We start from the raw sequence: 24,179 nt of genomic DNA, 5'->3' as shown, positions 1-24,179 counted from the left end.
CAGGTGCGAGTTCACTGACGAGAGTGTTACTCGGCCGATGTGGGCTGAGTCACTCGATCTGCTTCACTATGGAGGAACCGCAGTGGCCGCGCAAGGCACGTTGCACGAGATGAACCGTGAGCGTGAGCGGGGTGTGGAGAGGACCGTGGAGACGGGCGTCAGGCCTCAGGTGAGGTGCGCTGGTCGAGTTCGCGCGGTGGCCCGGAATGCTGGCCTGTGGCACCGGGCTTGCGGTCCACTGCGTCGGCCAGCTTGCCAGCGGCTTCGGCCAGCGCTCGCAAGCCCCGTCCGGTTTCCTCGCGGCCACGCTCGGCGAACTGCCGGAGAGTCTTCTCCAGCTCGGGCCTGCTCTGGTTGCGGTGACGGAAGTCGTTGAGCTTTCGAGTGGTGGACTCGGCCGAATGGCGGATTTGGTCCCACGCGTCGGCGGTATTGCTGCGGGCGGTGACGCCGTTGGCGGGCTGAGTGGGCTTGGCCGGCTGGGGTGACGTAGTCGGCTTGCTGGGCAGGGGCTGCTCTGAATCCGAGGTCATGAGGACGAGTCTATGGTCTTGGTTCCCGGGACCACAGGGCTGGCAGGAAATGTGCTGCCATTCATGCCCCGCAGCGGTGGTGTCCACGGCGAATCCCTGGACACCACCGCAGCCACCCCCGATCGAGACGGTGACGACACGGGGATTTTGCCCGGGGGTTTTACCCGGCAGCTACTGCACGAGTTCTATTCCATCGATGATGTACGTCGGGACGGTGGTGGACCCGCCCATTTGCGTTTCGTACGTATAAGACGGTCCCACAGTGGCGAGCACCAGCGCCTGGTCGTCGGCGACGAAGTCGTTCAGCACGGCGCATCCGGCGCCGCCCTCGGCCATGAACATGGAGTTGTGCTCGTAGTCCCACTGGTCGGCCATGTTGGTGTAGGCCGTATCGCCGCGGAAGATGCAGTCACCCGTGGCCGCGTCGAACTGGGTGATGAGCGCATAGACCTGGACCTGGCGGCCGAGATGGCTGTCCGGGTCCTTGGTGATCAGGGCCAGATCTCGAGCACTGAGTACCTCGTAATCCGACGGGTCCGCGGGCTCGTCGAGGGTCTTCGACGGAGTTGGGGTGGGCGTGGGCGTTGGGGTGGGCGTCGGGCTGGGCGTGGGGGCCGAAGAAGTGCTCGATGACGACGGCGTGGTCGAGGTGCTGGACGGTTTCGGCGTCGCTCGGTCTTCACCACCGCCAGCCGTCTCATCGGCGGAGCTCGGGGAAGCACTTGTTGATGATGCTGGCGCGGTGGCCGTCGCATCGTCGGTGCTGCCGTTCATCGCGCCGGTGAATCCAGCGACCACGACGGTTGCCGCCACGAGGGCGATGATGCCCGGACGCTTGTACCAAGGCTTCTTGGGAGGGGCTGGTTCTCTGGATGGGTCCGGGGACGATTGTGGTGCACGGGATGGTGGCGAGGGAAGCCGTTCCATAGCTGTATCTCCTTAAGAGTGATGGATGCCGAAGCCCCGATGGACGGTGCGTCCGAGGTCCGGCTGATAACGACATGAAAGCTATGGGTAGGGGCGGACGCGATAAGGAATTTGTGCAAACTACATTGATGTAGTTCTGAATACTGGCTCTGAGCGGGGTTGGCTGGGTCAACAATCCTCGTTCTGTGGAGGGCATCCCCGGCGCGATGGCCTCCGCATCCTCACCCACAGTTCCTGTGCCGTTCCCACCGTGGTCATCGGCTGATCGGTTCCGAGTCCTAGGTTTCTCGGTACCACTGCGAACTCATCTCGCGATCACACAGGAGTGCCCATGCTGCGTTTTTCCCCGTCCGTCACCGGTGTTCTGGCTGCCGGTGTCATCGCGTTGACCGGGTCGATCGGTGGCGTCGCGGCGACCGCCGCGCCGTCCACCCAGGTATCGGTCGCAACTCAGGTTCCGGCCGGCGTCGAGGGTCAACAACGCTCCGATGTGGTTCACCAGCTGTCCCCGGAGGCTGAACTGTTCCAGTCGACCACGCGGTCCACGGAATGGGACCTGGTGGAAAAGGTTTCTCTCGACTTTGAGACGTTCCACCCGCAGGGCATGGCCCTGGTCGGCGACCGCATCTACCCCTCCAGTGTGGAGATCATCGAGCCGACGGTGCCCTACGACGAGCCGGTGGACGGCATGGATCGGTCCGCCGGCGTTGGGCAGGGACACGTCTTCGTCCTGACGCGCGACGGCGAGCTGATCAAGGACATCGAGGTCGGGGAAGGCGACGTGTATCACCCGGGCGGCATCGACTTCGACGGAGAGCAGGTGTGGGTCCCTGTGGCCGAGTATCGCCCGAACAGTGCCTCGATCGCCTACACCATCGACCCCGAGACCCTGCAGATCACGGAGCAGTTCCGGCATGACGACCACGTCGGCGGAGTGGTTCGGGACCAGCAGACCGGCAAGATCAACGGTGTCAGCTGGGGTTCGCGGGACTTCTTCACGTGGAACCACCACGGGAAGCTGAAGGACCAGTCGCTCAACCCCAGCCACTTCATCGACTATCAGGACTGCGATTACTCCGGCCATCGGACTCAGCTTTGCTACGGCGTCACCAACGTGAACAACGACGCCGGCCAGTCCTTCGAGCTGGGCGGCATCGCCCTGACCGATCTGCGCACCGATGAAATCCTGCACGAAGTACCCGTGCCCATGGTCTCCACGGCCGGACACACCATCACTCGCAACCCAGCCACTCTGGAGGCGGACGGCGAGGTGTTGCGTCTCTTCGCGGCGCCGGACGACGGCGAAGAAACTGCCGGCACTGAGCTGTTCGTCTACGAGGCTCGTCCCTGAGGGTCTGAGCGTCTCAGCCCCTGAACGTCTGATGGTCCGCAGGCACAGACGCGAGGATCACTCACGGTCGCCGCGGCTACCTCCGCAGGATCTTGCGGGCCAGGATGTTGCCGAAGGCCTGGATCAGCTGCACCACGATCACGATGATCGCCAGGGCGCTCCACGTCACCACCGGATCGAACTGGCGGTAACCGTAGGCCACGGCGTAGTTGCCCAGCCCGTCGCCGCCGATGATGCCCGCCACGGCGGACATGTCGATCAGGGCGATGATGGCGAAGGTATAGCCGAGGATCAGCGGGCCGAGTGCCTCGGGCAGTATCACGGTGCGGATAATGCGCCACGGCCCGGCGCCCATGGCGCGAGCAGCCTCGATGACTCCGGGATCCACGGACATCAGATTCTGTTCCACCAGCCGGGCGATGCCGAAGGTGGCCGCGATCGAGATGCCGAACACCACGGCGTCGTTGCCGATGCCGGTGCCCACCACTTCCCGGGCCAACGGTTGCACGGCCGCAATGAAGATGATGAACGGCACGGGGCGGAAGGTGTTGACGATGACGGACAGCACCCAGAACACCACCGGCTGCTGCATGATGCCGCCCTTGCGGGTCACGTACAACGCCGTGCCCACGATCGTCCCGGCGATGCCACCGATGACCAGCGACAACGCCACGATCCACAGCATGATGCCGGTCTGCTCCAGCAGCGTCGGCATCAGGTCCACGATCTGGTCGGCGATGCTCATGCCGCCACCTCCTCAATGGTGACCCCGGAGCCGATGGTGGACAGCGCCTCGTCGACCGCTCGGGCGTCACCGCGCACCGCGATGGTCAACAGACCGTAGACCCGGCCCTGGATGGCGTCCACACCGCCATAGACCAGGTTGAAGTCGACGCCGGCCCGAGCCAGCGCCCCGAACACCCTCGCCTCGGTCGCGCCCTCGTCGGTGAAGGAAATGGTGAAGAAACGGCCCTCGTGCTGAGAGCGCAACTCGGCCAGCTCGTCGCCGTCCGGCAGGTTCCGCACCACCGTGCGGACGAAGCGCTTCGCGGTCGTGGTCTGCGGGTTGGTGAAGACCGAATAGGTCTCGCCCTGCTCCACCACCTTGCCGCGCTCCATCACCGCGACCTTGGTAGCGATGCGGGCGATCACGCCCATCTCGTGGGTGATGACCATGATGGTCAGTCCGAGCTCCCGGTTGATCCTCGCGAGCAGGTCCAGCACCTCGTCCGTGGTCTCGGGATCCAGCGCGGACGTGGCCTCGTCGGCCAACAGGATCTCGGGGTTGGCCGCCAGCGCGCGAGCGATACCCACGCGCTGCTGCTGGCCGCCGGAGAGCTGCTCGGGGTAGGCACTGGCTTTGTCCGCCAAACCGACGAAATCCAGCAACTCCCGCGCACGCTTCTTGCGGTCGCCCGCCTTCCAACCGGCCACCTCGAGCGGATACTCCACATTGCGGCGCACCGAGCGAGAGTTCAGCAGATTGAACCGCTGGAAAATCATCCCGACGCCGGTGCGCATCTCCCGCTGCTTGGCCGCCGACAACTGCGTCACATCGACGCCGTCGATCTCGATGGAGCCGCTCGTGGCCGGTTCGAGGGCGTTGATGAGTCGCACCAGGGTCGACTTGCCCGCACCTGAGTATCCGATGATGCCGAACACATCCCCCCGCTCGACCTCGAGAGTGACGTGGTCCACGGCCACCGTCGGTCTGTTGCCGCGACGGGGTGCGGGGTACTCCTTGGTGACCTCGCGCAGGGAGATGTGTGGCATGAGCGGATGGTGTCCTTCCGGGGCGGTCGTGCTCGGCCTGGCTGGGCCTGTCTCGGAGCGTTACTCGGAGGCGTTGCGGATGGCCTCTTCGGTCTCATCCAGTGACGCCTGCAGCTCCTCGACCGGTGTCTGCACCAGTTCGGCAGTCCCGCCGGCCGATTCCTGCACGCCTGCCTGGACATCCTCATTGGTCTGGTAGATCTCCACCATCTTCTTGAGGGTCTCGTTGTCCGCGTCCTCGGCCTGGGTGGCGAAGATGTTGATGTACGGGAAGGCATCCGGGTCGGACGGATCATCCTGGAAAAGCACATCGTCGCCGGTCAGGCCAGCGTTGTTGAGGAAGTCATTGTTGATGATGGCGCCGTCCACGTCCGGCAGAGAGTTCGGAATGGCGGCGGCGTCCAGCGCGGACACGGTCACCTTCGACTCCTCCTCGATGACGTCTTCGAGGGTGGAGGCGGCGTTGCCGCCGTCGGCGAGTTTGACGAGACCGGCCGACTGCAGCACCAACAGGCCACGGGCCTGGTTGACCGTGTCGTTCGGGACGATGACCTTGCCGCCGTCGGGAATCTCCTCCACGGATCCGTGCTTGCTGGAGTACAGGCCGAGCGGGTAGATGGCGGTGGAGCCGATGACCTCGAGGTCGTCATCGGCAGCGACGTTGTAGTCAGCCAGGTACTGGATGTGCTGGAACTGGTTCATGTCCAACTCGCCCTCGGACAGTGCCGGGTTGGGCTGGGTGTATTCGGTGAAGTCCTGGATCTCGACCTGGATGCCCTCGGCCTCGACGGCGTCCTCATAGGTCTGCCAGTACGGCTCGGAAGCCCCGACGACCCCGAGAACCACCGGGTTGTCCTCGGTGCCGAGTTCTGCCTCGGACTCCTCGCCACCGTTGCCGCCGCCGCAGGCGGACAGGGCCAGGGCGCCGGCCAGGGCCAGGCTGGAAAGGGAGAGAGTGCGGGTGCGGGTGCGGGACATGGGGTGCTCCTGTGATCAGTGGGGGTGATAGACCGATTCAAGCTTAGTTTTCCGCCGGAATGACCGGTCATACGCCGACATACAGGATAGAGCACCGATCTGAGAACGCCGGTGGGGGCGGGCGCGACTCAGGGCTCTATCCCCGCTTCTCGGCGGGAAGGCGATCCCGGTGGTACGTGATGTCCGTATACCCGTGCGGGACGGGCTTGCCGTCCTGGCCGAGGGAGACGAACACGATCTTCTCGATGGTGAGGATGACCTGACGGGTGATCATATTCCGAACCTCCGCGCGCATGGTTAGAGAGGTGCGGCCGAAGTGGGTGGCCTTCAAGCCCATCTCGATCATGTCGCCCTGTTGAGCGGAGGAGACGAAGTTGATCTCGGAGATCAGCTTGGTCACGCTGCGGTGATTGCCGAGTTGAATGATGGCGTAGATGGCCGCCTGCTCGTCGATCCAGCGCAGCAAGGAGCCTCCGAAGAGGGTTCCGTTGGCGTTGAGGTCCTCAGGTTTGACCCATTTGCGGGTGTGGAAGCTGACCGCGTCACTATCGGAGTTGGCGGCGTCGTCGACTCCGATAGTCGGCATCGCTGCCGTCCGGTCGTCTGTCCGCTCTGCCGTCCGGTCGACCGACCGAGGGGAGTGCTGTTCCGCCGGCTCGCCGGCCACGTCATTCCGGGTCTCGTCACTCATCTTTCGAGCGTATCCGCGATAGCGTGAACGTGGCATGGCCCGGGCCACGGAGTCATTTTCGAGGCACTTTTCGGCACCATATCGACATACCTATCGCCATAGGTATATTGTCTGGAATGAACCACCTGTGGCGAGGGTCACCACACCCGCGCCAATGCCCCGGCAGTACACCCCAGAAAGGACCGGTTCGTTGACTGAAACCGTTGGAAATAAAAAGTCCCTGCAGGACGTGCTGGATGAGTCCGGCAACGTTGTCGACCGTCTGCGCAATGCCCAGATCGGCGCTTACGTCTACCCCGTCGTCGCACCCGAGTTCTCCAACTGGCGCTCGGAGCAGCGCGCCTGGCGTGAGTCGGCTGTGCTGTTCGACCAGTCGCACCACATGGACAACCTGATCCTGCGCGGCCCGGACGCCATCAAACTGATCTCGGACACCGCCATCAACTCCGTGGCCAACTTCGCCGTGGACAAGGCCAAGCAGTACGTCCCGGTCACCCCGGCCGGCCACGTCATCGGTGACGGCATCCTGTTCCGCCAGGAAGAGGAGGAGTACGTCTACGTCGGCCGCGCTCCCTCCACCAACTGGATGCTGTTCAACGCTGAGAAGAACGGCTACCAGAACCTGGAGATCGTCGAGGATCGTCGCTCCCCCTCCCGCCCGATGGGCAAGCCGGTCCACCGCGAGTACTACCGCTTCCAGATCCAGGGTCCCCGCGCCTGGGAGATCATCGAGAAGCTGCACGGTGAATCCCTCGAACAGTTGAAGTTCTTCAACATGTCCTGGATGAACATCGCCGGCACCCAGGTCCGCACCCTGCGTCACGGCATGTCCGGCGCTCCGGGCCTGGAGATCTGGGGCCCCTACGCCGACTACGACCGCATCCGCGAGGCCATCCTGACCGCCGGTGAGGAATTCGGCATGCTGGCCGTGGGCTCCCGTGCCTACCCCTCCAACACCCTGGAGTCCGGCTGGATCCCGTCGCCGCTGCCGGCCATCTACACCGGTGACGGCCTGCTGGCCGAGTACCGCAAGTGGCTCGGTGCCGATTCCTACGAGGCCAACAACGCCGTTGCCGGCTCCTTCGTCTCGGACAACATCGAGGACTACTACCTCAACCCGTGGGAGCTGGGCTACGGCAACTTCGTGAAGTTCGACCACGACTTCATCGGTCGCGATGCCCTCGAGCAGATCGACCCGGCCGCTCAGCGCAAGAAGGTCACCTTGGCCTGGGCGCCGGAAGACATCAAGCGCATCCAGTCCTCGCTGTACGACACGGAGGGCACCCCCTTCAAGTACTTCGACCTGCCGCTGGCCAACTACGGCTCCTCGAACTACGACTCCGTGGTCGATGCCGACGGCAACGTGGTGGGCGTGTCCATGTTCACGGGCTACTCCGCCAACGAGAAGCGCGCGCTGTCCCTGGCCACCATCAACCCGGACGTCCCCGAGGGCGCCGAGCTGAAGGTCATCTGGGGCGAGCCGGACGGCGGCACCAAGAAGACCACCGTCGAGCCGCACCAGCAGACTGAGGTCTCCGCTACGGTTTCCCCGGTTCCGTACTCCGCCGTTGCCCGCGAGTCCTACCAGGGCGGCTGGCGCACCGGCTACAAGGGCTGATCATCTGATCTACTGATCACCGCCTGACGACAGTGCGGGTCTTTGCGAGATTCTCTCGCGGGGACCCGCACTGTCGTGTTTAAGCCGCGTCCTCGAGTGGGGGACAGGCCAGGCTAGACCAGCGCGGTGGACCAGACCCAGTGCAGCGGACCAGACCCAGTGCTCTAGCACTGGGTCTGGTCCGATTGACTGGGTCGGAAAGCGAGAGCCGGCACACCGGCGGTCCCGACGGCGAGTGGTCTCGCTCGATAGTTGTCCACAGGTCTGCGCTGGGCTTCTGCGCCATCAACACCGATCTGCTGGACTGCTTCCATGCTCGCCGACCAGTCTGTTGCCCGACCCAGCTCCGAGCCGAAAGCTGGCCCCCATGGATCCGCCGGATCTGCCGGGTCCCCCGGGTCCCCCGGGTGCGCCGGGGTCAGCAGATCCAGCCCAGAGTCCAAACGTGGATCAGGTCTCGAGTCCAGCTCTGCATCCGGAACCGAGACGGGCACCCCATCATGGGCAGCGGCGGTAGGAACCCTCGCCGATGCACAGCCCGTCGGGGCGATCGCAGACCGGTGGGTCAATCGCGAGCCTGATGGCACGATCACGGCGTGGAAGATCTCTCTGACGCTGGCCGACAGCCTGGGCCGGCCCGCCCAGGACCCGCGCACCCTGCGGCGAGGCGTGAAGACGGGAAAACTGCTGCGGATCCGACGGGGCGTCTATGCCGATCGGGAGGGATGGGAGAACGCCCGCCCTCTGGAACGGTACGCGGCCACTGCCTTGGCCATCGCCATCTCTCCGAGGACCTACGAATCGGTGTTCTGCCGGGAATCCGCCCTAGCCTTCCACGGGCTGGGCTTCTGGAATGTCCCGCGGTCGATCTGTATTCGGGCCCCATCAGCGAGTGCGGCAGGAACGTGGAGGCCGCCAGACAGTTCACAGCGGAAGGAAGAGGAAGAGAAGGAGGAAGGTGAGTCGCAGGGGTCGAAGCAGCAAGGCTCACCGAGTGCAGGCACGAAGTATCCGCCGTTCCCCGAGGAGCGGCGGGTACGACCGCTGGCCTGGCGTGACCTCGGCCTCGTTCTCGGACCGGAGGACGCTGATCCACGCCTGGCGGGGACAGAGGTGCTGGAATTGGCCGGCTTCCGAATCCGAGTGGAGAAGCTGGGGCTCGCGCTGGCGGAGGCCGTGCCGAGGATGGACCCAGTGGAGGCGAACGTGGTGTTGGACGCCGTGATGTGCGGCCGTCGCACCGGCCTGCGGACCTCGACGACGACGTCACCGCGACAGTGGACCCGTGGTCAGCTGGAGAGCCTTGCGGGCGCATGTGTCTCGGGGGCGGCCCGTGAGCGCTATCTGGCCCGAGTCGCTGCGGCTTCGCCGTTGTCGCAGTCGGCGGGGGAGTCCGCCAGTAGAGCCGTCATCCGCGAACTCGGTTTCGAAGAACCAGAACTGCAGCACCGCGTCTGTGACCGGCAGGGGAGATTGGTGGCCATCACCGACTTTTGGTGGCGCAGCGTACAGAAAGCTGGCGAGTTCGATGGTCTGCGCAAATACACGGGGAACCGAAGCTACTCCGGTCGAGCAGCTGAGGATGTCGTCACGGAGGAGAAGATCAGGGAGGACGATATTCGTGCTCTCGGGATCGGCATGGTGCGGTGGGTAGCCCAGGACGTGCGGAATCCTGCGCTTCTGCGAACGAAATTGGAGCACCACGGGATCCCTGACGCGTGAGGCCCATGGCTCTCGGCCAGCAAATATTGCTCAGACCCAGTCAAACGGACGGGACCCAACGATTTGGCACCCGGTGTGGTCCGGAGCACTGGGACAAATGTGAAGGCCGTGGAACAGCACCGGTTACCCGCCAGAACCGGCACCGGCTTGAGACCCCACCAGTCGGCCCCCGCTGTTGAGCTGCAGGGCGCACAGCACTTGGCGGTCTCCCTCGGACCACGACCCCTCGGACGGGGTGTACATCGTGTAGCCGAGATCGGACTCTGACGGCTCGGCGCCGGTGAAGGAGACGAAGCGGTCGCGGCAGCCCTCCTCGGCCAGTTGGTTCACTCGCTCGGAACCCGGCCAGCTCGATGCATCAAGCTGGAACAGGCCATACATCTCCAGGTCGTGGGCCACCTCGCAGGGCACCACCGGAACTTCGTAGAGCCCGTCTTCGGCTGGGCGGTCGAAGCACTGACCCGGTGAGAGCTGGAAGATGCTGACCTTGGTGGCCGTCACGGCCGGTGAGGGAGTGGACGTGCCGACCACCTGTTCATCCGCCCCCGGCCCGCCGCAGCCGGACAGTCCGATCATCACGGCAGAGGCTACGGCCAGAACTGCACCCCGTCGGAGCCCCCGGAGCCCTTGGAGCCCCCAGAGCCCCCGGGACCCCGCGAACGCCACACCGCGGCGCCCGGACGCACCAGCGGCCGACCGGAACGCTCCGGTCGGCCGCTGGCGACGATGCTGGATCATGACACCCAGCTTACGGAAATCCCGGTCAGCGCTTCTCTTGGAAGTCCTTGATCCACTCGGCAGTCGTCTTGGTGCCGCCGAAGGTGTAGAAGTGCAGCTTGACGTCGCCGTGGGCCTCGGTCAGGCCGGCGTCGAGGTCGTTGATCATCTTGTCCGGGCCGGCGGTGCCCAGCAGGTTGGTCAGGGAGAAGCCGTACTTCTTGGCGATGCCGGCGGACGTGGAGACGCCGAAGCGCGAGGCGTAGGTCAGCAGGCGCTTGATGCCGGCGGGGCCGGGGACGCCCAGGCGGATCGGCAGGTCGATGCCGCGGCGGCGGACCTCTTCGATCCACGTGAAGATCGGGTCCACGTCGAAGCCGAACTGGGTCAGGATCGTGCCGTTCAGGCCCTGTTCCTTCAGCGAGGCGTACTTGCCTTCGAGGGCTTCCCAGAGCTGGTCATCGGAGATGTCCGGGTGGCCCTCCGGGTAACCGGCGATCGAGATGTCCGTGAAGCCGTAGTCCTTGAGCAGGCCGGTCTTGATCATATCGAGCGAGGAGCCGTAGGGGCCCATCGGCTCCGAGGGGTCACCGCCGACGGCGAAGGCGTGCTCGGTGCCGACGCGGTCGCGCAGGGCGGTGAGGAACTCCTCGAGTTCGGCCTGGGACTTCAGACGGCGGGCCGAGATGTGCGGCACCGGGATGTAGCCGAGATCCTTGGCGGCGGTGGACGCCTTCACGCGCATCTCGAGGTCTTCGTTGCCCAAGAACGTCACATTGACGCGAGTGCCCTGGGGGATGAACTGAGAGGCTTCGCGCAGCGCCTCGATGTCCTTGTCCTTGCCGGTCATCTCCAAGGACGGGTCGGTGATGACGGACGGGCGTCCGGTGGAGGAGTTCGGGGAAGTCATACGGGTCCTTCTCAAGTTCGGGAGCCGGCGGTCGGGCCCGACGTCGGCTGTGCTGGCTGGTCGTTCACGTCCGGACCGACTGTGGTCCGGCTCACTGATGGAACTGAGCCTAATATAACTATGCCCATAGGTATAGGGGTCCGAGCCGGGCAAGGCCCGCCGTGATCGACAAGGCACCATTGACACATGGCTCACAACGACCGCGTCCACGGGTTGGACGAGTGGCAGAGGCTCATCGCCTCTTCGATTGTTCCGATGCGTGTGCGCGCTCTTTCATCAGTGAACGCAGAAGATTTTTCGGGTTGCCTGAAGAGAACCGCGTTGGGTCCGATCAGTGTGTCACTCGTGGAGGCGGACGGCCACATTGCTCAACGGACTGACGCTGACATCCGGCTCCATCCAGCAGACTTCTTCAAGATCAGCTTGCAACTGGATGGCGAGACTCATTTGGTGCAGGACGGCAGAGAAGTGACTATTCGGTGCGGTGACGCGGCGATTTACGACGCCATGCGTCCTTACGACCTGAGGTTTGACAGGTACAGCCGGTCAATCGTCGTTCAGATTCCCTACACGGACTTCCCTCTTTCGGCGACGCTGGTGTCCAACGTGACCGCAGTGGGCCATACGACACCTCAGCCGGTGAGGGACTTGCTCGAGATCGCCCTCGACGATGCCGAGCCGTACCCGGCGACCATGGGAGCCAATTACCACCGAGGGGTTGCTCTTGGATATCTGCTCGGTGCGGAGGTGGAAACATTGATCCCCGCTGTGGCTACTGTTGCCCGTGAATCGCGCCTCTGGGCCGACATTGACCGGTACATCACCGCGCATCTATCGAACCCCGACTTGACCACGGATGACGTCGCCCGCGCGAACTTTCTGTCGCGGCGCACCGTGCAGCGACTGTTCGAGCATGCAGGAACGACATTCTCGGCATGGCTCAAGGAAAGACGCTTGGAACGTGCACATGAGCGTCTGCTCTCAACTACTGACCCCATTGCTGTGATTGCTCGTGAATGCGGGTTTTCTTCTCCGCAGTACTTCAGCCGGGCGTTTCACGGTCGGTATCACATCACAGCACGGAATCTACGTCGGAATGAAGAGGAATTTTGAGGCCTGCATGGACAAAACGGTGGCACGCAGAGTCAATTGTCGTCGACTCAGCGCGCCTACGGTAGGGGAAACCATTTCGTCAACGGTCTTTCAGTACCTGGCGTTCGCTCGGTGTCGCAGAAGGTACAGCGAAGACATGAGGAGACTCCCTTGGTAGACCAGCTCACCTCCGCTGCTTCTGGGAACAAACACATCGAGGATTCCCCGATGACACCGTTTCTGGTGCGCGTGGCCGCCTTCACACTTGGCGGGATGTTTACCGATGGATACATCTTGGGGCATATCGGCATTGCGCTGGCCCTCGCGGCACCCCTCCTGGGCTTGGGCGGGCTCTGGTTGGGCTTGTTGGCTGCCTCGACGCTCTTTGGAATTCTGATCGGTGCCCCGCTGGCCGGGAGACTCGCCGACAGATTCGGTCGACGACGGTTGTTGGCATGGGACTTTGCCCTGTTCGCCGTCCTCGCGCTGGCGCACCTTTTGGTGAACGACCCGGCCACGCTCCTGGCGATCAGGACGGTGATGGGCGTACTCATTGGGGCGGAATACGCCATCGGGGCCTCGGTGCTGGCCGAGTTCGCCCCCCGACGGCAACGCGGCACTTTGCTGGCGTGCCTGAACGGAGCATGGATCGTCGGGTTCGTGGCAGGATTTGCCAGCGCCTACGGTATGCGAGCCGCCGGGCTGTCGTGGCACATGATCTTCGCCTCCGCGGCAGTGCCAGCCGCGATCGTTTTCCTCGTGCGTTGGGGTTCGCCGGAGTCGCCGCGATGGCTAGTAGAGCAGGGCAGAGACACCGAAGCCAAACAGGTAGTGCATAAATTCTACGGACCCGAGTATGGGATCTCGGGGCTTTCAGGTTCTGCGACGACTGAGCAGGAGCAAGCGACTTTCGGCACATTGTTCTCGCAACGGTATTGGCGTCGTACGGTGTTTGCTGGCGGCTTTTGGGCGTTTCAAGTCATGCCGCTGTTCGCGCTGACCATATTCCTGCCTCAGGTCTTCTCTGCACTGGGCGTCGAATCCGAGTTCGGCGGTGAGATGTTCGTGAACGGAATGCTGCTCGTTGGCGCGGTCGCCGGCGTCATTGCCGTTCGCCTGCTCACTCGACGCGGCCTGGTGATCTGGAGCTTCGCGATCGTAGCCGCCGTACTACTGGTCATGTCGGCTGCTGAGGCGCTGCCCCAGTGGGCTGGGCTGGGCGCCTTCGCCGTCTTCGTTCTGGTTGCCTCGGCCGCATCGAACCTTGAGTACGTCTACCCTTCGGAGATCTTTCCCACCGAGGTCCGCGCGACGGGGATGGGCGTCGCGGCGGCCATGAGCCGAGTTGGAGCGGTCATCAGCACGTTCTTGCTACCGATCACACTGGAAGGTCTCGGCAATGCCCCAACCATGATCATCTTGGCGGGTATCGCCGGCCTCGGGGTCGTGATCTCTGTGTTGTGGGCACCGGAGACGAAAGGCAAGCTCCTCAGCGAAGCCGCAGAAATCGGGGACGCCCGATGACTACCACAGTGGCCGTCATCGGCGCTGGCTCAGTCGGTGCCGCGGCGGGCTTGGCCCTCGCCCGGGATGGAGCTGAAGTGACCTTGTTCGATCTAGATCAGCCTCCGCACGGCCTTGGAGCCCACGCTGGCGAAAGCCGATTGGTCCGGTCTCTGCCCTATTTGGAGAAGTCCCCGGGGGAGGCGCACATGCTGCGGGTCGCGCTGGATGCCTGGGACCGCCTTGAGCAGGAAACTGGCACCCGGCTCATCACCCGATGCGGCGGATTGGCCATTGGTCACCGCGATTCGAGTGCACTGCAGATGATGTTCCGAGCAGGGGGAGATGATGCTGAATACCTGGACTTCCCTGAGGTGACTGCACGATTTCCCCAATTTGCTGTGGGAACGGACGATGTCGGTGTGATGGATCGACGAGGAGGGATCATTGATCCCGCCGCCGCAGTCTCGGCCTTGCTTGACGAAGCTGTCAAGGCGGGAGCACGAACTCGGTTCAACACCGCAGTCTCGGCACTTGAGCCCGACGAAGGCGGAGTCGTGGTGCGCCATTCTTCGGGCACTGACCGCTTTGACAAAGCAGTCCTGGCCGCTGGAACGATGTCAGCTCACATTGAACCGCATCTGCACATCCGCTCGCGACGGATATTGCTTGGCTGGTTCCGGCCGAAAGTCGATGACAACCATCTGCTGGCTGACTGTCCATCATTCATCTGGTCTCCTGGCCCGGGGGAATTCCTTTATGGCGCGCCCTCCTACTCCGGACAGACTTTCAAGTTCGGTATGGAGCACGACTGGGGCACCGTGGGCGATCCAGTGTCCGAAGGGCGCCAAACAACTCCTGCCGACGTGGAGCCAATGCGAGAAGCGGTGGCCACTTATCTGCCGTGGCTTGAGCGCGAAGGCGAACGGTTTGAGATGCACATCGATGCATGGGCACATGACAACACCGGTTTGTTGGGTGAGCGTGCTGACCGGCCCGGAATCATCTTGGCTACGGGGTGGTCCGGATACGGATTCAAAATCGCCCCAGCTATCGGTCTGGCGGTCAGCGATCTCGTCTTGGGCAGGGATCCGCGCTTTGATATTTCAGCGCTTCAACCGGATCGCGATGCCGCAGGCTGACGGATGGACCCCGATCCATTGCCCTCAATGGATTAATCGCGCTTGCGGGCCAGTGACGACGACGGCGCCAAACCGGGGCCTCGAGCGGCATGCGGTGCCCACCACTGTAGCCGTATGGAGACGAGCCGGAAGGCGAACACGGCCAGCATTGTCAATGCTGCCGTCAACCAACTGAAGGCGTCCAGCCACCACAGCAACGATGTCAAGGCCGCCCCGAACATGGCCGGCACGGCGTACAGACCATGAGGGTTGAAGATCTCCGGCACCTCATTGGCCACCACGTCCCGCAAGAGGCCGCCGACCACTGCCGTGCTCACTCCGAGAAGCGCGGCCATGATCGGAGTGATACCAGCCGCCAATGCAGTCTGGGCGCCGAGGACGCAGAACAGGGCTAGGCCGGCGGCATCGAACACCAAGAGCGTGCGCCGCAGTCGTCCCTGGCGGATGACACGGAAATACACCAGCGTGGCCGCCATTGTGGGCGGGAGTAGATATAGCGGGTTGGTGAAGGCGAGTGGGACTCCCTCGTTGATGATGAGGTCGCGCACCACCCCGCCGCCCAGACCAGCGATGAAGGCCAAGAACAGTGATCCGACGATGTCGAAACGCTTCCGTGCTGACAGTAGAGAGCCTGAAACTGCGAAGAAGAAGACTCCGAGTAAGTCCAGGGGTAATAGGAGGTTGGGCAAGGCTGCCTCGACGTTGAGGACTACCGGGTTCAGGAACTCGTGGGAAGTGCTAATGGACACTGCTTCCGAGAGAAGGGCGATGGTCAACACGGCGACGACGTTATCGGTTCCCGCGCGCTAACTCCTCGGCCAACCCGATATAGGAGGCGGGGGTCAACGCGACCAGGCGAGCTTCGGCGTCGGGCTCCAGGCCGAGTCCCTGCACGAACTCCCGCATCCGCTCCCCGTCCACCCGGCGGCCGCGGGTGAGCTCCTTGAGCCGTTCGTAGGGGTCGTCCATGCCGCTCACCCCGGCGATGGCCTGCGCGCGCATCACCGTCTGCACGGCCTCGCCCAGGACCTCCCAGTTGGTGTCGAGGTCGGCCGCGAGCACGGGCTCGGCCACCGTCAGCTGCTTCATGCCCTTGGTCACGTTGGACAGGGCGAGGACGGAGTGTCCCAGGCCCACGCCGATGTTCCGCTGCGAGGTGGAGTCGGTCAGGTCGCGCTGCCAGCGGGACTCGACCAGGGTGGCGGCGAGTGAATCCAGCAGGGCGTTGGAGAGTTCGAGATTGGACTCGGCGTTCTCGAAGCGGATCGGGTTCACCTTGTGCGGCATGGTCGAGGAACCAGTCGCTCCGGCCACGGGGATCTGGGCGAAGTAGCCGATGGAGATGTAGCTCCAGACGTCCACGCAGAACCCGTGCAGAATGCGATTGAAGCGGGCGAGGTCGGCGTACAGCTCGGCCTGCCAGTCGTGGGATTCGATCTGGGTGGTCAGCGGGTTCCAGGTCAATCCGAGGTGCTCCACGAAGGTCCGGGAGATCTCGGGCCAGTTGGCGTCCGGGGCGGCGGCGAGGTGGGCGGCATAGGTGCCGGTGGCGCCGTTGATCTTGCCGAGGAACTCCTGGCCTTCGATGCGCCGCAGCTGACGCTGGAGCCGGTGTACGAACACGGCCATCTCCTTGCCCAAGGTGGTGGGCGTGGCCGGCTGCCCGTGGGTGCGGGAGAGCATCGGGATGCCGGCGGCCTCCTCGGCCAGCTCACGCAGGGTCCCGACGGCGGCTCGGGCGGCCGGCAGCCATACCTCGGCGATCGCGTCGCGCACCCCGACCGCGTAGGAGAGATTATTGATGTCCTCGGACGTGCAGGCGAAGTGCACCAGCGAGGTGAGGTGCCCGAGCCCGAGAGGCCCCAGTCGGCGGCCGATGTAGTACTCGACGGCTTTGACGTCGTGCACGGTCTGCCGCTCGATCTCCGCGAGCTCAGCGATGCCGTCGGGCCCGAACTCGGTGACGATCGCCCGCAGTCCCCGCTCCTGCTCTTCGGTGAGCGGCTGCAGGCCCGGCAGCACCTGGTGGCGGGTGAGATGGATGAACCACTCGACCTCCACGTGAAGTCGGTTGCGGTTCAGTGCGGCCTCCGAGAGGTGCTCAGTCAGGCCATCAACGACACCTCGGTACCGGCCGTCCAGCGGGCCCAGGGGAATGCTGGCCTCGGCAAGCGACTGACGGGCGACGGCGGCGGAGGCGTCAGCGGTGGGGGATGGGGGCTGGGGTGCAGAGAACTCGGGCATGGCTCTCATTGTGGCACCGAACATGGCATGTCATGGCGAGTACGGCGGAGTCACGCCATGCACGGATCGTCAGCCCTTTCGCAGTCAGAGACAAGCTCGAAGCCGGTATGGACCTTTACGGTGACGCGTATCACTACTGACGGCGCAGGAAGATGCAGGAAAGGGAGCCCGCCCCATGACAGACCCCACCACCGCAGGCCAATCCACCCACACCTTGGTGATCGGCGCCGGATCCGCCGGCTGCGTTCTCACTCGGCGGCTGCTCGATGCCGGGCACACGGTCACGCTTGTCGAGGCCGGGGACCATGACGTGAACCCGGACATCGACGACGTCTCGCGGTTGGGTTATCTGTGGGGATCGGACGTGGACTGGAACTACTTCACGGAGCCGCAGTCCGAATTGAACGGGCGGCGGGTGCATCTGCCCCGAGGGAAAGTCCTCGGCGGCTCCCACGCGCTCAACGCCACCATCTGGGTGCGCGGCGACCGCCGGGACTACGACGGCTGGGCGGAGAATGGCTGCACCGGGTGGTCCTGGGACGAGGTGCTGCCCTTCTTCAAGGCCATCGAGAACTACCGCCACGGCGACCCCGACACCCGAGGTCACGACGGGCCGCTCGACGTCACCACCGAGTATCCGCGGCACCCCATTCAGCAGGCGATGTACGACTCGACCGTCCAGGAAGGCGTGCCGGAGAACCCCGACTACAACTCCGGCTCGGTCGACGGCGTGGGCTGGATGCAGCTGAACCTGCGGAACCACGTCCGTTTCAACACGTGGCGGGCCTACCTGAAGCCCCTCGCCGACCACCCGCGTCTCACCCTGGTGACCGGTGCCCGCGCGCGCCGGCTGCTGATCGAGGATGGAACCGTGACCGGGGCCGAGTTCGAGCGTGACGGCGAGAGGGTCTCGATCTCGGCGGACGAGGTCGTCCTGGCGGCCGGGGCGATCGGCTCGCCCGAGCTGCTGCTGCGCTCCGGCGTCGGGCCGGCGGAACACCTGCGGGAGGTGGGCGTGGACGTGGCCCTGGATCTGCCCGGCGTCGGGAAGAATCTCCACGATCACCTGCTGGTCCCGGTGGTCTGTACCACCGAACGGACCCTGCCGGCTCCGGAAGTGGCCGTGGCGCAAGTGCACTACTGGGCGAAATCGAACCCCCATCAGGACATCCCGGACACGCAGCCGATCTTCTTCTCCGTGCCGATGTACACGAACACCGCCGGGGAGTTGATGGAGGGACCGGCGGAGGGGTTCTCCCTGCTGGCCGGGATCGTCCGTCCGGCCTCCCGGGGAAGCCTGACGCTGTCCGGGCCCGGGGCAGAGGACCCGGTGAAGATCGACCTGGGGGCCTACACGGAACCCGCAGATCTGGACGCCATGCTGTTCTCTCTGCGGCAGTGCCGCTCGATCGCGGCGCGGCCCGCGTTGGCCGAGTGGGGCGCCTCGGAGCTGTTCCCGGGCCCGAACGTGGGCGACTCGGACGAGGAGCTGGTGGAGTACATCCGCAACACCACCACGACCTATCACCACCAGGTCGGCACGTGCGCCATGGGCACCGGCGAGGGCGCCGTGGTGGATCCCGAGTCCTTCCGCGTCCATGGACTGCGGGGCCTGCGGGTGGCGGACGCCTCGATCATGCCGCGGGTGACCACCGGCAACACCAATGCCCCCTCGGTGCTCATCGGAGAGAAGGCCGCGGCGTCCATCACCGGCATCACGCCGTTCTGACGTGGGTGCCGCCGTCGTCATTCGTCAGCTGTCTGCCGTCAGTCGTCTGCGGAGTAGACCCGGCGACCCCCGAACCACGTCTCCAGCACCCGGGTGCGGTGGATCTGCTCCGGGTCCACGGCGAAGACATCCTGGTCCACCACGATGAAGTCGGCGGCCAGCCCGGGGGTCAGTGGCCCGTCACCTCGCCCAGTCCCATGGCGCGAGCCGGTTCCCGGGTGAAGGCGGCGACGGCCTCCTGCACCGTCAGGGCCTGATTCGGGTTGAGCGCGCCCGGCTGGGATCCGTCCGGGCTGCTCCGGGTAACCATGGTCTGCAGCCCGACCCACGGGTCCGGGCTCGGCAGGGCGCACGGCCAATCCGAGCCGGCGGCGACCACGGCTCCCGAGTCGACCAGGTCCCGCATCGGCCAGCTGTCGTTGAACACCTTCTCGTCGACCTGCTGGGCGATGGAGGACTGGATCACCGACGGGTACCAGATGTACGGCGAGGCGTCGGCCACCACGTCCAGCTCGGCGAACCGTGGAAGATCCTCCTCGGCGATGTACTCCGCGTGGGCCACGTGGAACCGCGGGCCGGATCCTGGTCCTGCCGTCTGGCCGGCCGCCGTGCGACCGGCCTCCTCTGCCCGGATCTGCTCGACGGCGTCCAGCACGATCCGCACTGCGGCGTCGCCCGTGGCGTGCAGCTTGGCGCTCAGACCCCGGGAGACGGTGTCCTTCAAAGAGGTGAGCAACGCGTCCGGCTCCCAGATCAGGTGGCCGCGGTCCTCGGGGGAATGCTGATCGGAACAGCAGCGGTAGGGGTTGAGCATGGCGGAGGTGCGCGTCGTCGGCACCCCGTCCAGGACATACTTGGCGAAGTCTGGCCGAACGTGGTCACTGCGGTACTGCTCGGCGGCATCGAACAGCTCTGGTCCCACCGTTCCCGGCTCGAGGAACGGCTGGGCCGGCATGGACGTCACCACCCATCCGGTCAACTCACCGGCCACGTCCATCTGGTGCAACGCCCGGAGCGTGGGCTCCATGGTCGCCGCCTCCTGCACAGCGGTGATGCCGAACGAGTGTGCCGCGCCCAGCCCGGCCTGCAGGGCTCGGCGCAGATAGGCGTCCAGGTCCTCGATGCTGTCGGCAACCGCCGCCTCAGCGACCTGGGAGGCCATCTCCCACAAGACTCCGGTCAGGGCGCCCTCGCGGTCGCGGACGTAGGTTCCATCCTTGGGGTCAGGGGTGTCTGGTCCGACGCCCATGAGTTCGAGCGCCCGGGAGTTGACCCAGCGATTGTGCATGGAGTCGTCCCGGAGCATCACTGGCCGACCGCCCGCGGCTTCATCGAGAGCTGCCAGCATCTCGGTGTTGGCCAGAGTGTCCAGCACCGTGGAGCCGACGATCCCGCCGACGATCCATTCGTCCTGGCCCTTTCCGGCGCTCCAGTGGCGGACCTTGGCCAGGATCTGCTCGACGCGGTCCGTCGGCAGCAGCGGCAGCTCCCATGCCAGCTGGCGGCCGCCGAGGCCCAAGTGGATGTGGACGTCGCAGAACCCGGGCATGACGAGGGCACCGCGGGCATCGAGACGTTCGGCGTCCGGCCCGGCGGCCCGTTCGGCTTCGGCCAACGTGCCCGCCGCGATGATCTTCCCCTCGGCCACGGCCAGCGCCTCCACCCATTCGCGACCGGGTTCAGCCGTGTAGATCCGGGCTCCGGTCACCAGCAGTGGACGTCCCCCGTCCGGTGCCGATTCCGACGTCGTGCCCGACGATGCGCCCGACGACGGGCCTCCAGTCGTCTGCGGTGCCTTCTCGTCCGGGGTGGGTTCAATCATGGTGCGTCCTTTCAGCGGGCTTCAGCGGGTTTCAGCGGGCGGGGCAGGCGGGACAGGTGAGAATGCGCGCGCAGTGCCACGGCGCAGGCGAAACAGACGGCCAGTTCCAGCGCCACCACGGTGAGCATCAGCCCCGTGACGGCCGTGCCGGCCGTGTCGGATGTTGCCGCACCCACGGCGGGTCCGACGGCGGCCGGACCGGGGGCATGGTGGTGCCCGCCGGCATCGGGCTGGCCAGCTAACAGGCCGGTCAAGGGGCCGGTCAGGAGCACGACGTGCAGCGCGATCATCGCCACGGCCATGACCCACAGGTGCCGCAGAGCCGTCCGCGACCCTGGCCCGGCAGAGCGGATGACCCCGACGGCACACCACATACACCACAGAACCATCACCGTCATGAGTGCTGTCAGAACAGGACTGTGGGAGTGGGTGGTCAGCATCCACGCGTGCAGCGGGACCGAGCCGGCCGTCAACGCCACGGCCAGCCCGGTCGCGCCCCGAGCGGTACGGGACTCAGTGGTGGCTGCAGCCGCCATGGTCCTGTCCTGCCGGGGCGGGAACGTCGAGCACCGGGGAGCGGTCAAAGAATCCTTCCGGACGCAGCCGGAAGCCGACGTGGTCCACAGGCATGATCGGCCAGTCCTCCACTCGGGGGAAGTGGGTCAGGCCGAAGGTGTGCCACACGACGATCTGCTCGCCGTCGACCGACCGGTCCTGCGCGGTCCAAGTGGGCAGGCCGCCGTCGCCGGCATGCTGGTTGGGGAAATCCCCGGTGGGATACCGCTCGTCCTCGGCGTACTGCGAGACCCACAGAGCCTTGGAAGCGAAAGCGGCCCGACGGCGGATGGAGGAGTCCTCGGCGGCCAGCAGGGTGGGCTGGCCCTCTGGATGCAGTTTGTAGCCCACCGGCTGGCCGAGTCGGTTCGTGGACTCGGGATTGGTGACCACCCAGGTCCGGCCCACGGACATGTCGGTGTCCCGGCTGGCCTGCTGCTCGGTGGCCAGCACGGTGCGGCGGCGGGTGAACGCGTTGCCGCGGGGGTTGGATTCGGAGACGGGCAGGCGCACCGCGTCCTCCTCCTCGACGCGGCCCGGGCCGCCGTCGAGGGCGAAGTCCAGTCGGGCACTGAAGAGGTGCTGGTGGAACGGGGCGCCGAGTCCCGGTGCCATCTCGGAGGCGAAGTCGGTGGGTCCGTTCGGCAGGGCCGAGGTGAAGACGATGCCGGTGGCCTTGGCCTCGAACTCGATGGTGCCGTCCAGGTAGAGGTACCAGTAGAAGCCGTAGTCATAGTTGCCCACGGTGGTGAAGAAGGAGATGACGAGCCGACGGTTGCGCCGGGTGTAGGCCACGCCACTCCACAGGTCCGAGTGCTTGGTGAGGATCGAGGCGTCCTCCTCGTGCATACAGACTCCGTTGCGGATCTCACGCGGTTCGCCGCGGCCGTCGACCACGACGGGAGAGAAGTAGGTGATCTCGCCGAGGCAGTCGCAACCCAGCTCCAGCGAGTTGGCCCATTGCCCCACCAGATATTCGCCGGTGTCGAAGTAGTTCTGCCAGGACCGCACGGGGGAGGGGTCGCCGTAGGGCACGACCATCTCAGCGATCGCGGCGCGGTCCAGGATCCGGCGCGTCCGGCCGGCGTCGTTGAAGGAGATGTTGTGCAGCACCAGGCCCTCACGCATGTCGAAGCCGACGTCCAGGCTCCATTTCTCCCACTCCACGTGATTGCCGCCGGTGATGGTGAAGGAGGGGCCTTCGGGCTGGGTGATCTCGATCGGTTTCTGGGACGTGCGCACCGGTCCGGTCAGCTCAGGGTCGGTGTAGTTGCCGTGCTCGCTCGGAATGGGCATCACGCCGAGGTCGATGACCTGGTCCACAGTCTTGGTGGTCACGTCCACGTAGCCGACCAGGCCGTCAATCGGGTGGGCCCAGGCGGAGTCGGACTCGTGGGTCTGCAGGAAAGCCAGTCCTCGCAGAATGCGCCGCCCCTTCTCTTCCGGGTACTCGAAGACGCCGGCGGACAGGGGCGCCACGCGGACCTGCGCCACGTCGAGCCCGCGACGGTCCAGGGCAGTCAGCCACTGCGGATCGGTGGCCAGGACCGACTCGACCACCTCGAACTCCTCTTCCAGTACCGGCAGTTCGCCGGTTTCGGCGGTGTCCAGTTCGGTGTCCGACTCGACCCGACGGTCCGTGACGGACACGACGACGTCCCGGGCCGGGCCGCCGTCGGTGTCCAGGAGGAAGACGCGGAAGCGCCGGTTGACCGGGGCGTCGGCAGGCGTGCCACGGGCCGGATCGGTCAGGCCGAGGTAGGCCATCCGGGTCGATGCCGGGAAGAGACCGGCCTCGGTCAGAACTTGGCGGACGGCGCTGATCTCCTCGGGGGTCTGCAGGGCGTAGGCGCCCGCAGGCGAGGCGGTTTCGGTGTCGGCATGGGCCCCGGTGGTGCGGTGGGTGGAGGAATCAGTGGTGGTCATGCTCGGTCCTGTCGGTCGGTCCGGTCGAAAAATGTGGTGGGCATCACGATATGAATCTACAAGCGTAGACAATAAGCCGGGTGACGCGTCGGTGACAAGGGGTGAGGTGTGAGCGACACTCCGGTGGGCTCGTGGGTCGATGGCAGAATGATCGCGACAGCGGCGGCGCAGCCCGCAGTGGCCTGCGGTGGTTCGGGGTGGCTCGCGGCAGTGACGGAGCGGTGACAGAGCGGTGTGAGAGAGAGGGGGCGACGGTGCCCAAAGTAGTGGACTACCAGCAGCGCAAACGTGAGTTGGTCGAGGCCACCTGGCGGATCATCGCTCGGCACGGCATTTCCGGGGCCACGATGCGGCAGATCGCCGCCGAGGCGGGTTTCGCCAACGGTGCCCTGAAGCCTTACTTCCCCACGAAGGCCGAACTCATCGAGGCGACCTACGCCTTTGTGTTCGACCAGACGAACCGTCGAGCCGACGTGGCGACGCATGGCCTGGATGGGTTGGAAGCGTTGGAGGCCTTCTGTCGAGAAGTGCTCCCGCTGGACGGGGAACGACTGGACGAGGCGCGTGTGGTCATCTCGTTCTGGCAGGAGGCCGCCCATGATGCCCACGGAGCCGAGGTCAACAGCCAGTTCATGGCTCAGTGGCGCCAATCCATGACTCAATGGATGGAGCAGGCCCGGGTCTCTGGCGACCTGCAGCCTCGGGTCGACATCGGGCTGGCTGCTGAGGCGCTGCTCAACTTTATGCTCGGCAGTCAGATCTCCGCGGTCCTGGACCGATCCGCCGCCGGTGACCGTGACCTAGAACGGCAATTGCACTTTCATCTGGATCGACTCCGGCTGCATCCCTGAGTGGTCCGCGATCCCTGAGTGGTCCGCGGAGGCGGCACTCCTCGGCTCCTCGACTCGGTGACCATCGTCTGGTGAGCATCGACTGGCGCGACGTC

Annotated in this window: 22 protein-coding genes; 8 read left to right on the top strand and 14 right to left on the bottom strand. The window is 65.3% G+C overall.

Annotation, left to right across the window (positions count from 1 at the left end; genetic code table 11):
* Positions 1-158: 158 nt before the first annotated feature.
* Together ACFQQD_RS03295 and ACFQQD_RS03290 are read right to left on the bottom strand one after the other, a co-directional pair.
* Positions 159-533: a hypothetical protein gene (locus ACFQQD_RS03295; RefSeq protein ID WP_378086198.1), complete on the bottom strand. Its 375-nt coding sequence runs from the start codon at positions 531-533 to the stop codon at positions 159-161.
* Positions 534-704: 171 nt separating this feature from the next.
* Positions 705-1,346: a hypothetical protein gene (locus tag ACFQQD_RS03290; protein WP_378086196.1), complete on the bottom strand. Its 642-nt coding sequence runs from the start codon at positions 1,344-1,346 to the stop codon at positions 705-707.
* Between the two features lie 445 nt (positions 1,347-1,791).
* On the opposite strand from ACFQQD_RS03290, the gene ACFQQD_RS03285 reads away from it, so the two are divergent.
* A complete protein-coding gene (locus ACFQQD_RS03285; RefSeq protein WP_378086194.1) occupies positions 1,792-2,811 on the top strand; it encodes a DUF6454 family protein in 1,020 nt (339 codons plus the stop codon).
* Between the two features lie 76 nt (positions 2,812-2,887).
* Here the strand turns inward: ACFQQD_RS03285 and ACFQQD_RS03280 are convergent, their stop codons facing one another.
* From ACFQQD_RS03280 to ACFQQD_RS03265, 4 genes are all read right to left on the bottom strand, one after another.
* Positions 2,888-3,556 (bottom strand): methionine ABC transporter permease, encoded by a 669-nt coding sequence (locus ACFQQD_RS03280; RefSeq protein ID WP_378086192.1) that lies wholly within the window; start codon positions 3,554-3,556, stop codon positions 2,888-2,890.
* Complete coding sequence (locus ACFQQD_RS03275; protein WP_378086190.1) at positions 3,553-4,584, bottom strand: methionine ABC transporter ATP-binding protein; 1,032 nt, start codon at positions 4,582-4,584, stop codon at positions 3,553-3,555. Before ACFQQD_RS03275 ends, ACFQQD_RS03280 begins: the two co-directional genes overlap by 4 nt.
* Positions 4,585-4,644: 60 nt before the next feature.
* The gene (locus ACFQQD_RS03270) at positions 4,645-5,562 is read right to left on the bottom strand and encodes a MetQ/NlpA family ABC transporter substrate-binding protein (RefSeq protein WP_378086188.1); all 918 of its coding nucleotides are present in this window, start codon (positions 5,560-5,562) and stop codon (positions 4,645-4,647) included.
* Positions 5,563-5,698: 136 nt separating this feature from the next.
* Positions 5,699-6,148, bottom strand: a complete 450-nt coding sequence (locus ACFQQD_RS03265) for an acyl-CoA thioesterase (protein WP_378087482.1) — start codon at positions 6,146-6,148, stop codon at positions 5,699-5,701.
* Between the two features lie 295 nt (positions 6,149-6,443).
* On the opposite strand from ACFQQD_RS03265, the gene ACFQQD_RS03260 reads away from it, so the two are divergent.
* The gene (locus tag ACFQQD_RS03260) at positions 6,444-7,871 is read left to right on the top strand and encodes an aminomethyl transferase family protein (RefSeq protein WP_378086186.1); all 1,428 of its coding nucleotides are present in this window, start codon (positions 6,444-6,446) and stop codon (positions 7,869-7,871) included.
* A gap of 669 nt (positions 7,872-8,540) precedes the next feature.
* Positions 8,541-9,593: a hypothetical protein gene (locus tag ACFQQD_RS03255; RefSeq protein ID WP_378086184.1), complete on the top strand. Its 1,053-nt coding sequence runs from the start codon at positions 8,541-8,543 to the stop codon at positions 9,591-9,593.
* 123 nt (positions 9,594-9,716) lie between these two features.
* On the opposite strand, the gene ACFQQD_RS03250 is transcribed toward ACFQQD_RS03255, so the two are convergent.
* Together ACFQQD_RS03250 and ACFQQD_RS03245 are read right to left on the bottom strand one after the other, a co-directional pair.
* Positions 9,717-10,169: a septum formation family protein gene (locus ACFQQD_RS03250; RefSeq protein ID WP_378086182.1), complete on the bottom strand. Its 453-nt coding sequence runs from the start codon at positions 10,167-10,169 to the stop codon at positions 9,717-9,719.
* A 187-nt stretch (positions 10,170-10,356) separates the two neighbouring features.
* Positions 10,357-11,220, bottom strand: coding sequence for a methylenetetrahydrofolate reductase (locus ACFQQD_RS03245; protein WP_378086180.1), 864 nt, complete (start codon positions 11,218-11,220; stop codon positions 10,357-10,359).
* Between the two features lie 186 nt (positions 11,221-11,406).
* On the opposite strand from ACFQQD_RS03245, the gene ACFQQD_RS03240 reads away from it, so the two are divergent.
* The 3 genes from ACFQQD_RS03240 to ACFQQD_RS03230 all read left to right on the top strand — a co-directional run bounded on the left by ACFQQD_RS03240 (position 11,407) and on the right by ACFQQD_RS03230 (position 14,957).
* The gene (locus tag ACFQQD_RS03240) at positions 11,407-12,333 is read left to right on the top strand and encodes an AraC family transcriptional regulator (protein ID WP_378086178.1); all 927 of its coding nucleotides are present in this window, start codon (positions 11,407-11,409) and stop codon (positions 12,331-12,333) included.
* A gap of 150 nt (positions 12,334-12,483) precedes the next feature.
* The gene (locus ACFQQD_RS03235) at positions 12,484-13,836 is read left to right on the top strand and encodes an MFS transporter (protein ID WP_378086176.1); all 1,353 of its coding nucleotides are present in this window, start codon (positions 12,484-12,486) and stop codon (positions 13,834-13,836) included.
* Positions 13,833-14,957, top strand: a complete 1,125-nt coding sequence (locus ACFQQD_RS03230; protein WP_378086174.1) for an FAD-dependent oxidoreductase — start codon at positions 13,833-13,835, stop codon at positions 14,955-14,957. Before ACFQQD_RS03235 ends, ACFQQD_RS03230 begins: the two co-directional genes overlap by 4 nt.
* A gap of 32 nt (positions 14,958-14,989) precedes the next feature.
* On the opposite strand, the gene ACFQQD_RS03225 is transcribed toward ACFQQD_RS03230, so the two are convergent.
* Together ACFQQD_RS03225 and purB are read right to left on the bottom strand one after the other, a co-directional pair.
* Positions 14,990-15,646, bottom strand: coding sequence for a trimeric intracellular cation channel family protein (locus ACFQQD_RS03225; protein ID WP_378087480.1), 657 nt, complete (start codon positions 15,644-15,646; stop codon positions 14,990-14,992).
* Between the two features lie 100 nt (positions 15,647-15,746).
* A complete protein-coding gene (gene purB / locus ACFQQD_RS03220) occupies positions 15,747-17,201 on the bottom strand; it encodes an adenylosuccinate lyase (RefSeq protein ID WP_378086172.1) in 1,455 nt (484 codons plus the stop codon).
* Positions 17,202-17,376: 175 nt separating this feature from the next.
* Here purB and ACFQQD_RS03215 point away from each other — a divergent pair, with 175 nt between their 5' ends.
* A complete protein-coding gene (locus ACFQQD_RS03215; protein ID WP_378086170.1) occupies positions 17,377-18,930 on the top strand; it encodes a GMC family oxidoreductase in 1,554 nt (517 codons plus the stop codon).
* Between the two features lie 38 nt (positions 18,931-18,968).
* On the opposite strand, the gene ACFQQD_RS03210 is transcribed toward ACFQQD_RS03215, so the two are convergent.
* The 4 genes from ACFQQD_RS03210 to ACFQQD_RS03195 are packed head-to-tail and all read right to left on the bottom strand — an operon-like array spanning position 18,969 to position 23,233.
* Positions 18,969-19,073, bottom strand: a complete 105-nt coding sequence (locus ACFQQD_RS03210) for a hypothetical protein (RefSeq protein ID WP_378086168.1) — start codon at positions 19,071-19,073, stop codon at positions 18,969-18,971.
* Positions 19,074-19,099: 26 nt separating this feature from the next.
* Positions 19,100-20,752 (bottom strand): amidohydrolase, encoded by a 1,653-nt coding sequence (locus ACFQQD_RS03205; RefSeq protein WP_378086166.1) that lies wholly within the window; start codon positions 20,750-20,752, stop codon positions 19,100-19,102.
* Positions 20,753-20,763: 11 nt separating this feature from the next.
* Positions 20,764-21,288, bottom strand: coding sequence for a hypothetical protein (locus ACFQQD_RS03200; RefSeq protein WP_378086164.1), 525 nt, complete (start codon positions 21,286-21,288; stop codon positions 20,764-20,766).
* Positions 21,266-23,233: a primary-amine oxidase gene (locus tag ACFQQD_RS03195; RefSeq protein WP_378086162.1), complete on the bottom strand. Its 1,968-nt coding sequence runs from the start codon at positions 23,231-23,233 to the stop codon at positions 21,266-21,268. Before ACFQQD_RS03195 ends, ACFQQD_RS03200 begins: the two co-directional genes overlap by 23 nt.
* Positions 23,234-23,487: 254 nt before the next feature.
* Here ACFQQD_RS03195 and ACFQQD_RS03190 point away from each other — a divergent pair, with 254 nt between their 5' ends.
* A complete protein-coding gene (locus ACFQQD_RS03190) occupies positions 23,488-24,084 on the top strand; it encodes a TetR/AcrR family transcriptional regulator (RefSeq protein ID WP_378086160.1) in 597 nt (198 codons plus the stop codon).
* Positions 24,085-24,179: the final 95 nt, after the last annotated feature.

Source organism: Citricoccus sp. GCM10030269, from assembly GCF_042665635.1.
GTDB lineage: Bacteria > Actinomycetota > Actinomycetes > Actinomycetales > Micrococcaceae > Citricoccus.
Note: the sequence above shows the minus strand (reverse complement) of the source record. Positions and strands in the feature narration are given on the sequence as shown.

Coding starts and splice junctions, on each gene's coding strand:
- ACFQQD_RS03230 (WP_378086174.1), top strand. CDS start 13,833: ATGACTACCACAGTGGCCGTCATCGGCGCTGGCTCAGTCGGTGCCGCG.
- ACFQQD_RS03215 (WP_378086170.1), top strand. CDS start 17,377: ATGACAGACCCCACCACCGCAGGCCAATCCACCCACACCTTGGTGATC.
- ACFQQD_RS03205 (WP_378086166.1), bottom strand. CDS start 20,752: ATGATTGAACCCACCCCGGACGAGAAGGCACCGCAGACGACTGGAGGC.
- ACFQQD_RS03270 (WP_378086188.1), bottom strand. CDS start 5,562: ATGTCCCGCACCCGCACCCGCACTCTCTCCCTTTCCAGCCTGGCCCTG.
- ACFQQD_RS03280 (WP_378086192.1), bottom strand. CDS start 3,556: ATGAGCATCGCCGACCAGATCGTGGACCTGATGCCGACGCTGCTGGAG.
- ACFQQD_RS03245 (WP_378086180.1), bottom strand. CDS start 11,220: ATGACTTCCCCGAACTCCTCCACCGGACGCCCGTCCGTCATCACCGAC.
- ACFQQD_RS03285 (WP_378086194.1), top strand. CDS start 1,792: ATGCTGCGTTTTTCCCCGTCCGTCACCGGTGTTCTGGCTGCCGGTGTC.
- ACFQQD_RS03200 (WP_378086164.1), bottom strand. CDS start 21,288: ATGGCGGCTGCAGCCACCACTGAGTCCCGTACCGCTCGGGGCGCGACC.
- ACFQQD_RS03250 (WP_378086182.1), bottom strand. CDS start 10,169: ATGATCGGACTGTCCGGCTGCGGCGGGCCGGGGGCGGATGAACAGGTG.
- ACFQQD_RS03240 (WP_378086178.1), top strand. CDS start 11,407: ATGGCTCACAACGACCGCGTCCACGGGTTGGACGAGTGGCAGAGGCTC.
- ACFQQD_RS03265 (WP_378087482.1), bottom strand. CDS start 6,148: ATGCCGACTATCGGAGTCGACGACGCCGCCAACTCCGATAGTGACGCG.
- purB (WP_378086172.1), bottom strand. CDS start 17,201: ATGCCCGAGTTCTCTGCACCCCAGCCCCCATCCCCCACCGCTGACGCC.
- ACFQQD_RS03195 (WP_378086162.1), bottom strand. CDS start 23,233: ATGACCACCACTGATTCCTCCACCCACCGCACCACCGGGGCCCATGCC.
- ACFQQD_RS03275 (WP_378086190.1), bottom strand. CDS start 4,584: ATGCCACACATCTCCCTGCGCGAGGTCACCAAGGAGTACCCCGCACCC.
- ACFQQD_RS03295 (WP_378086198.1), bottom strand. CDS start 533: ATGACCTCGGATTCAGAGCAGCCCCTGCCCAGCAAGCCGACTACGTCA.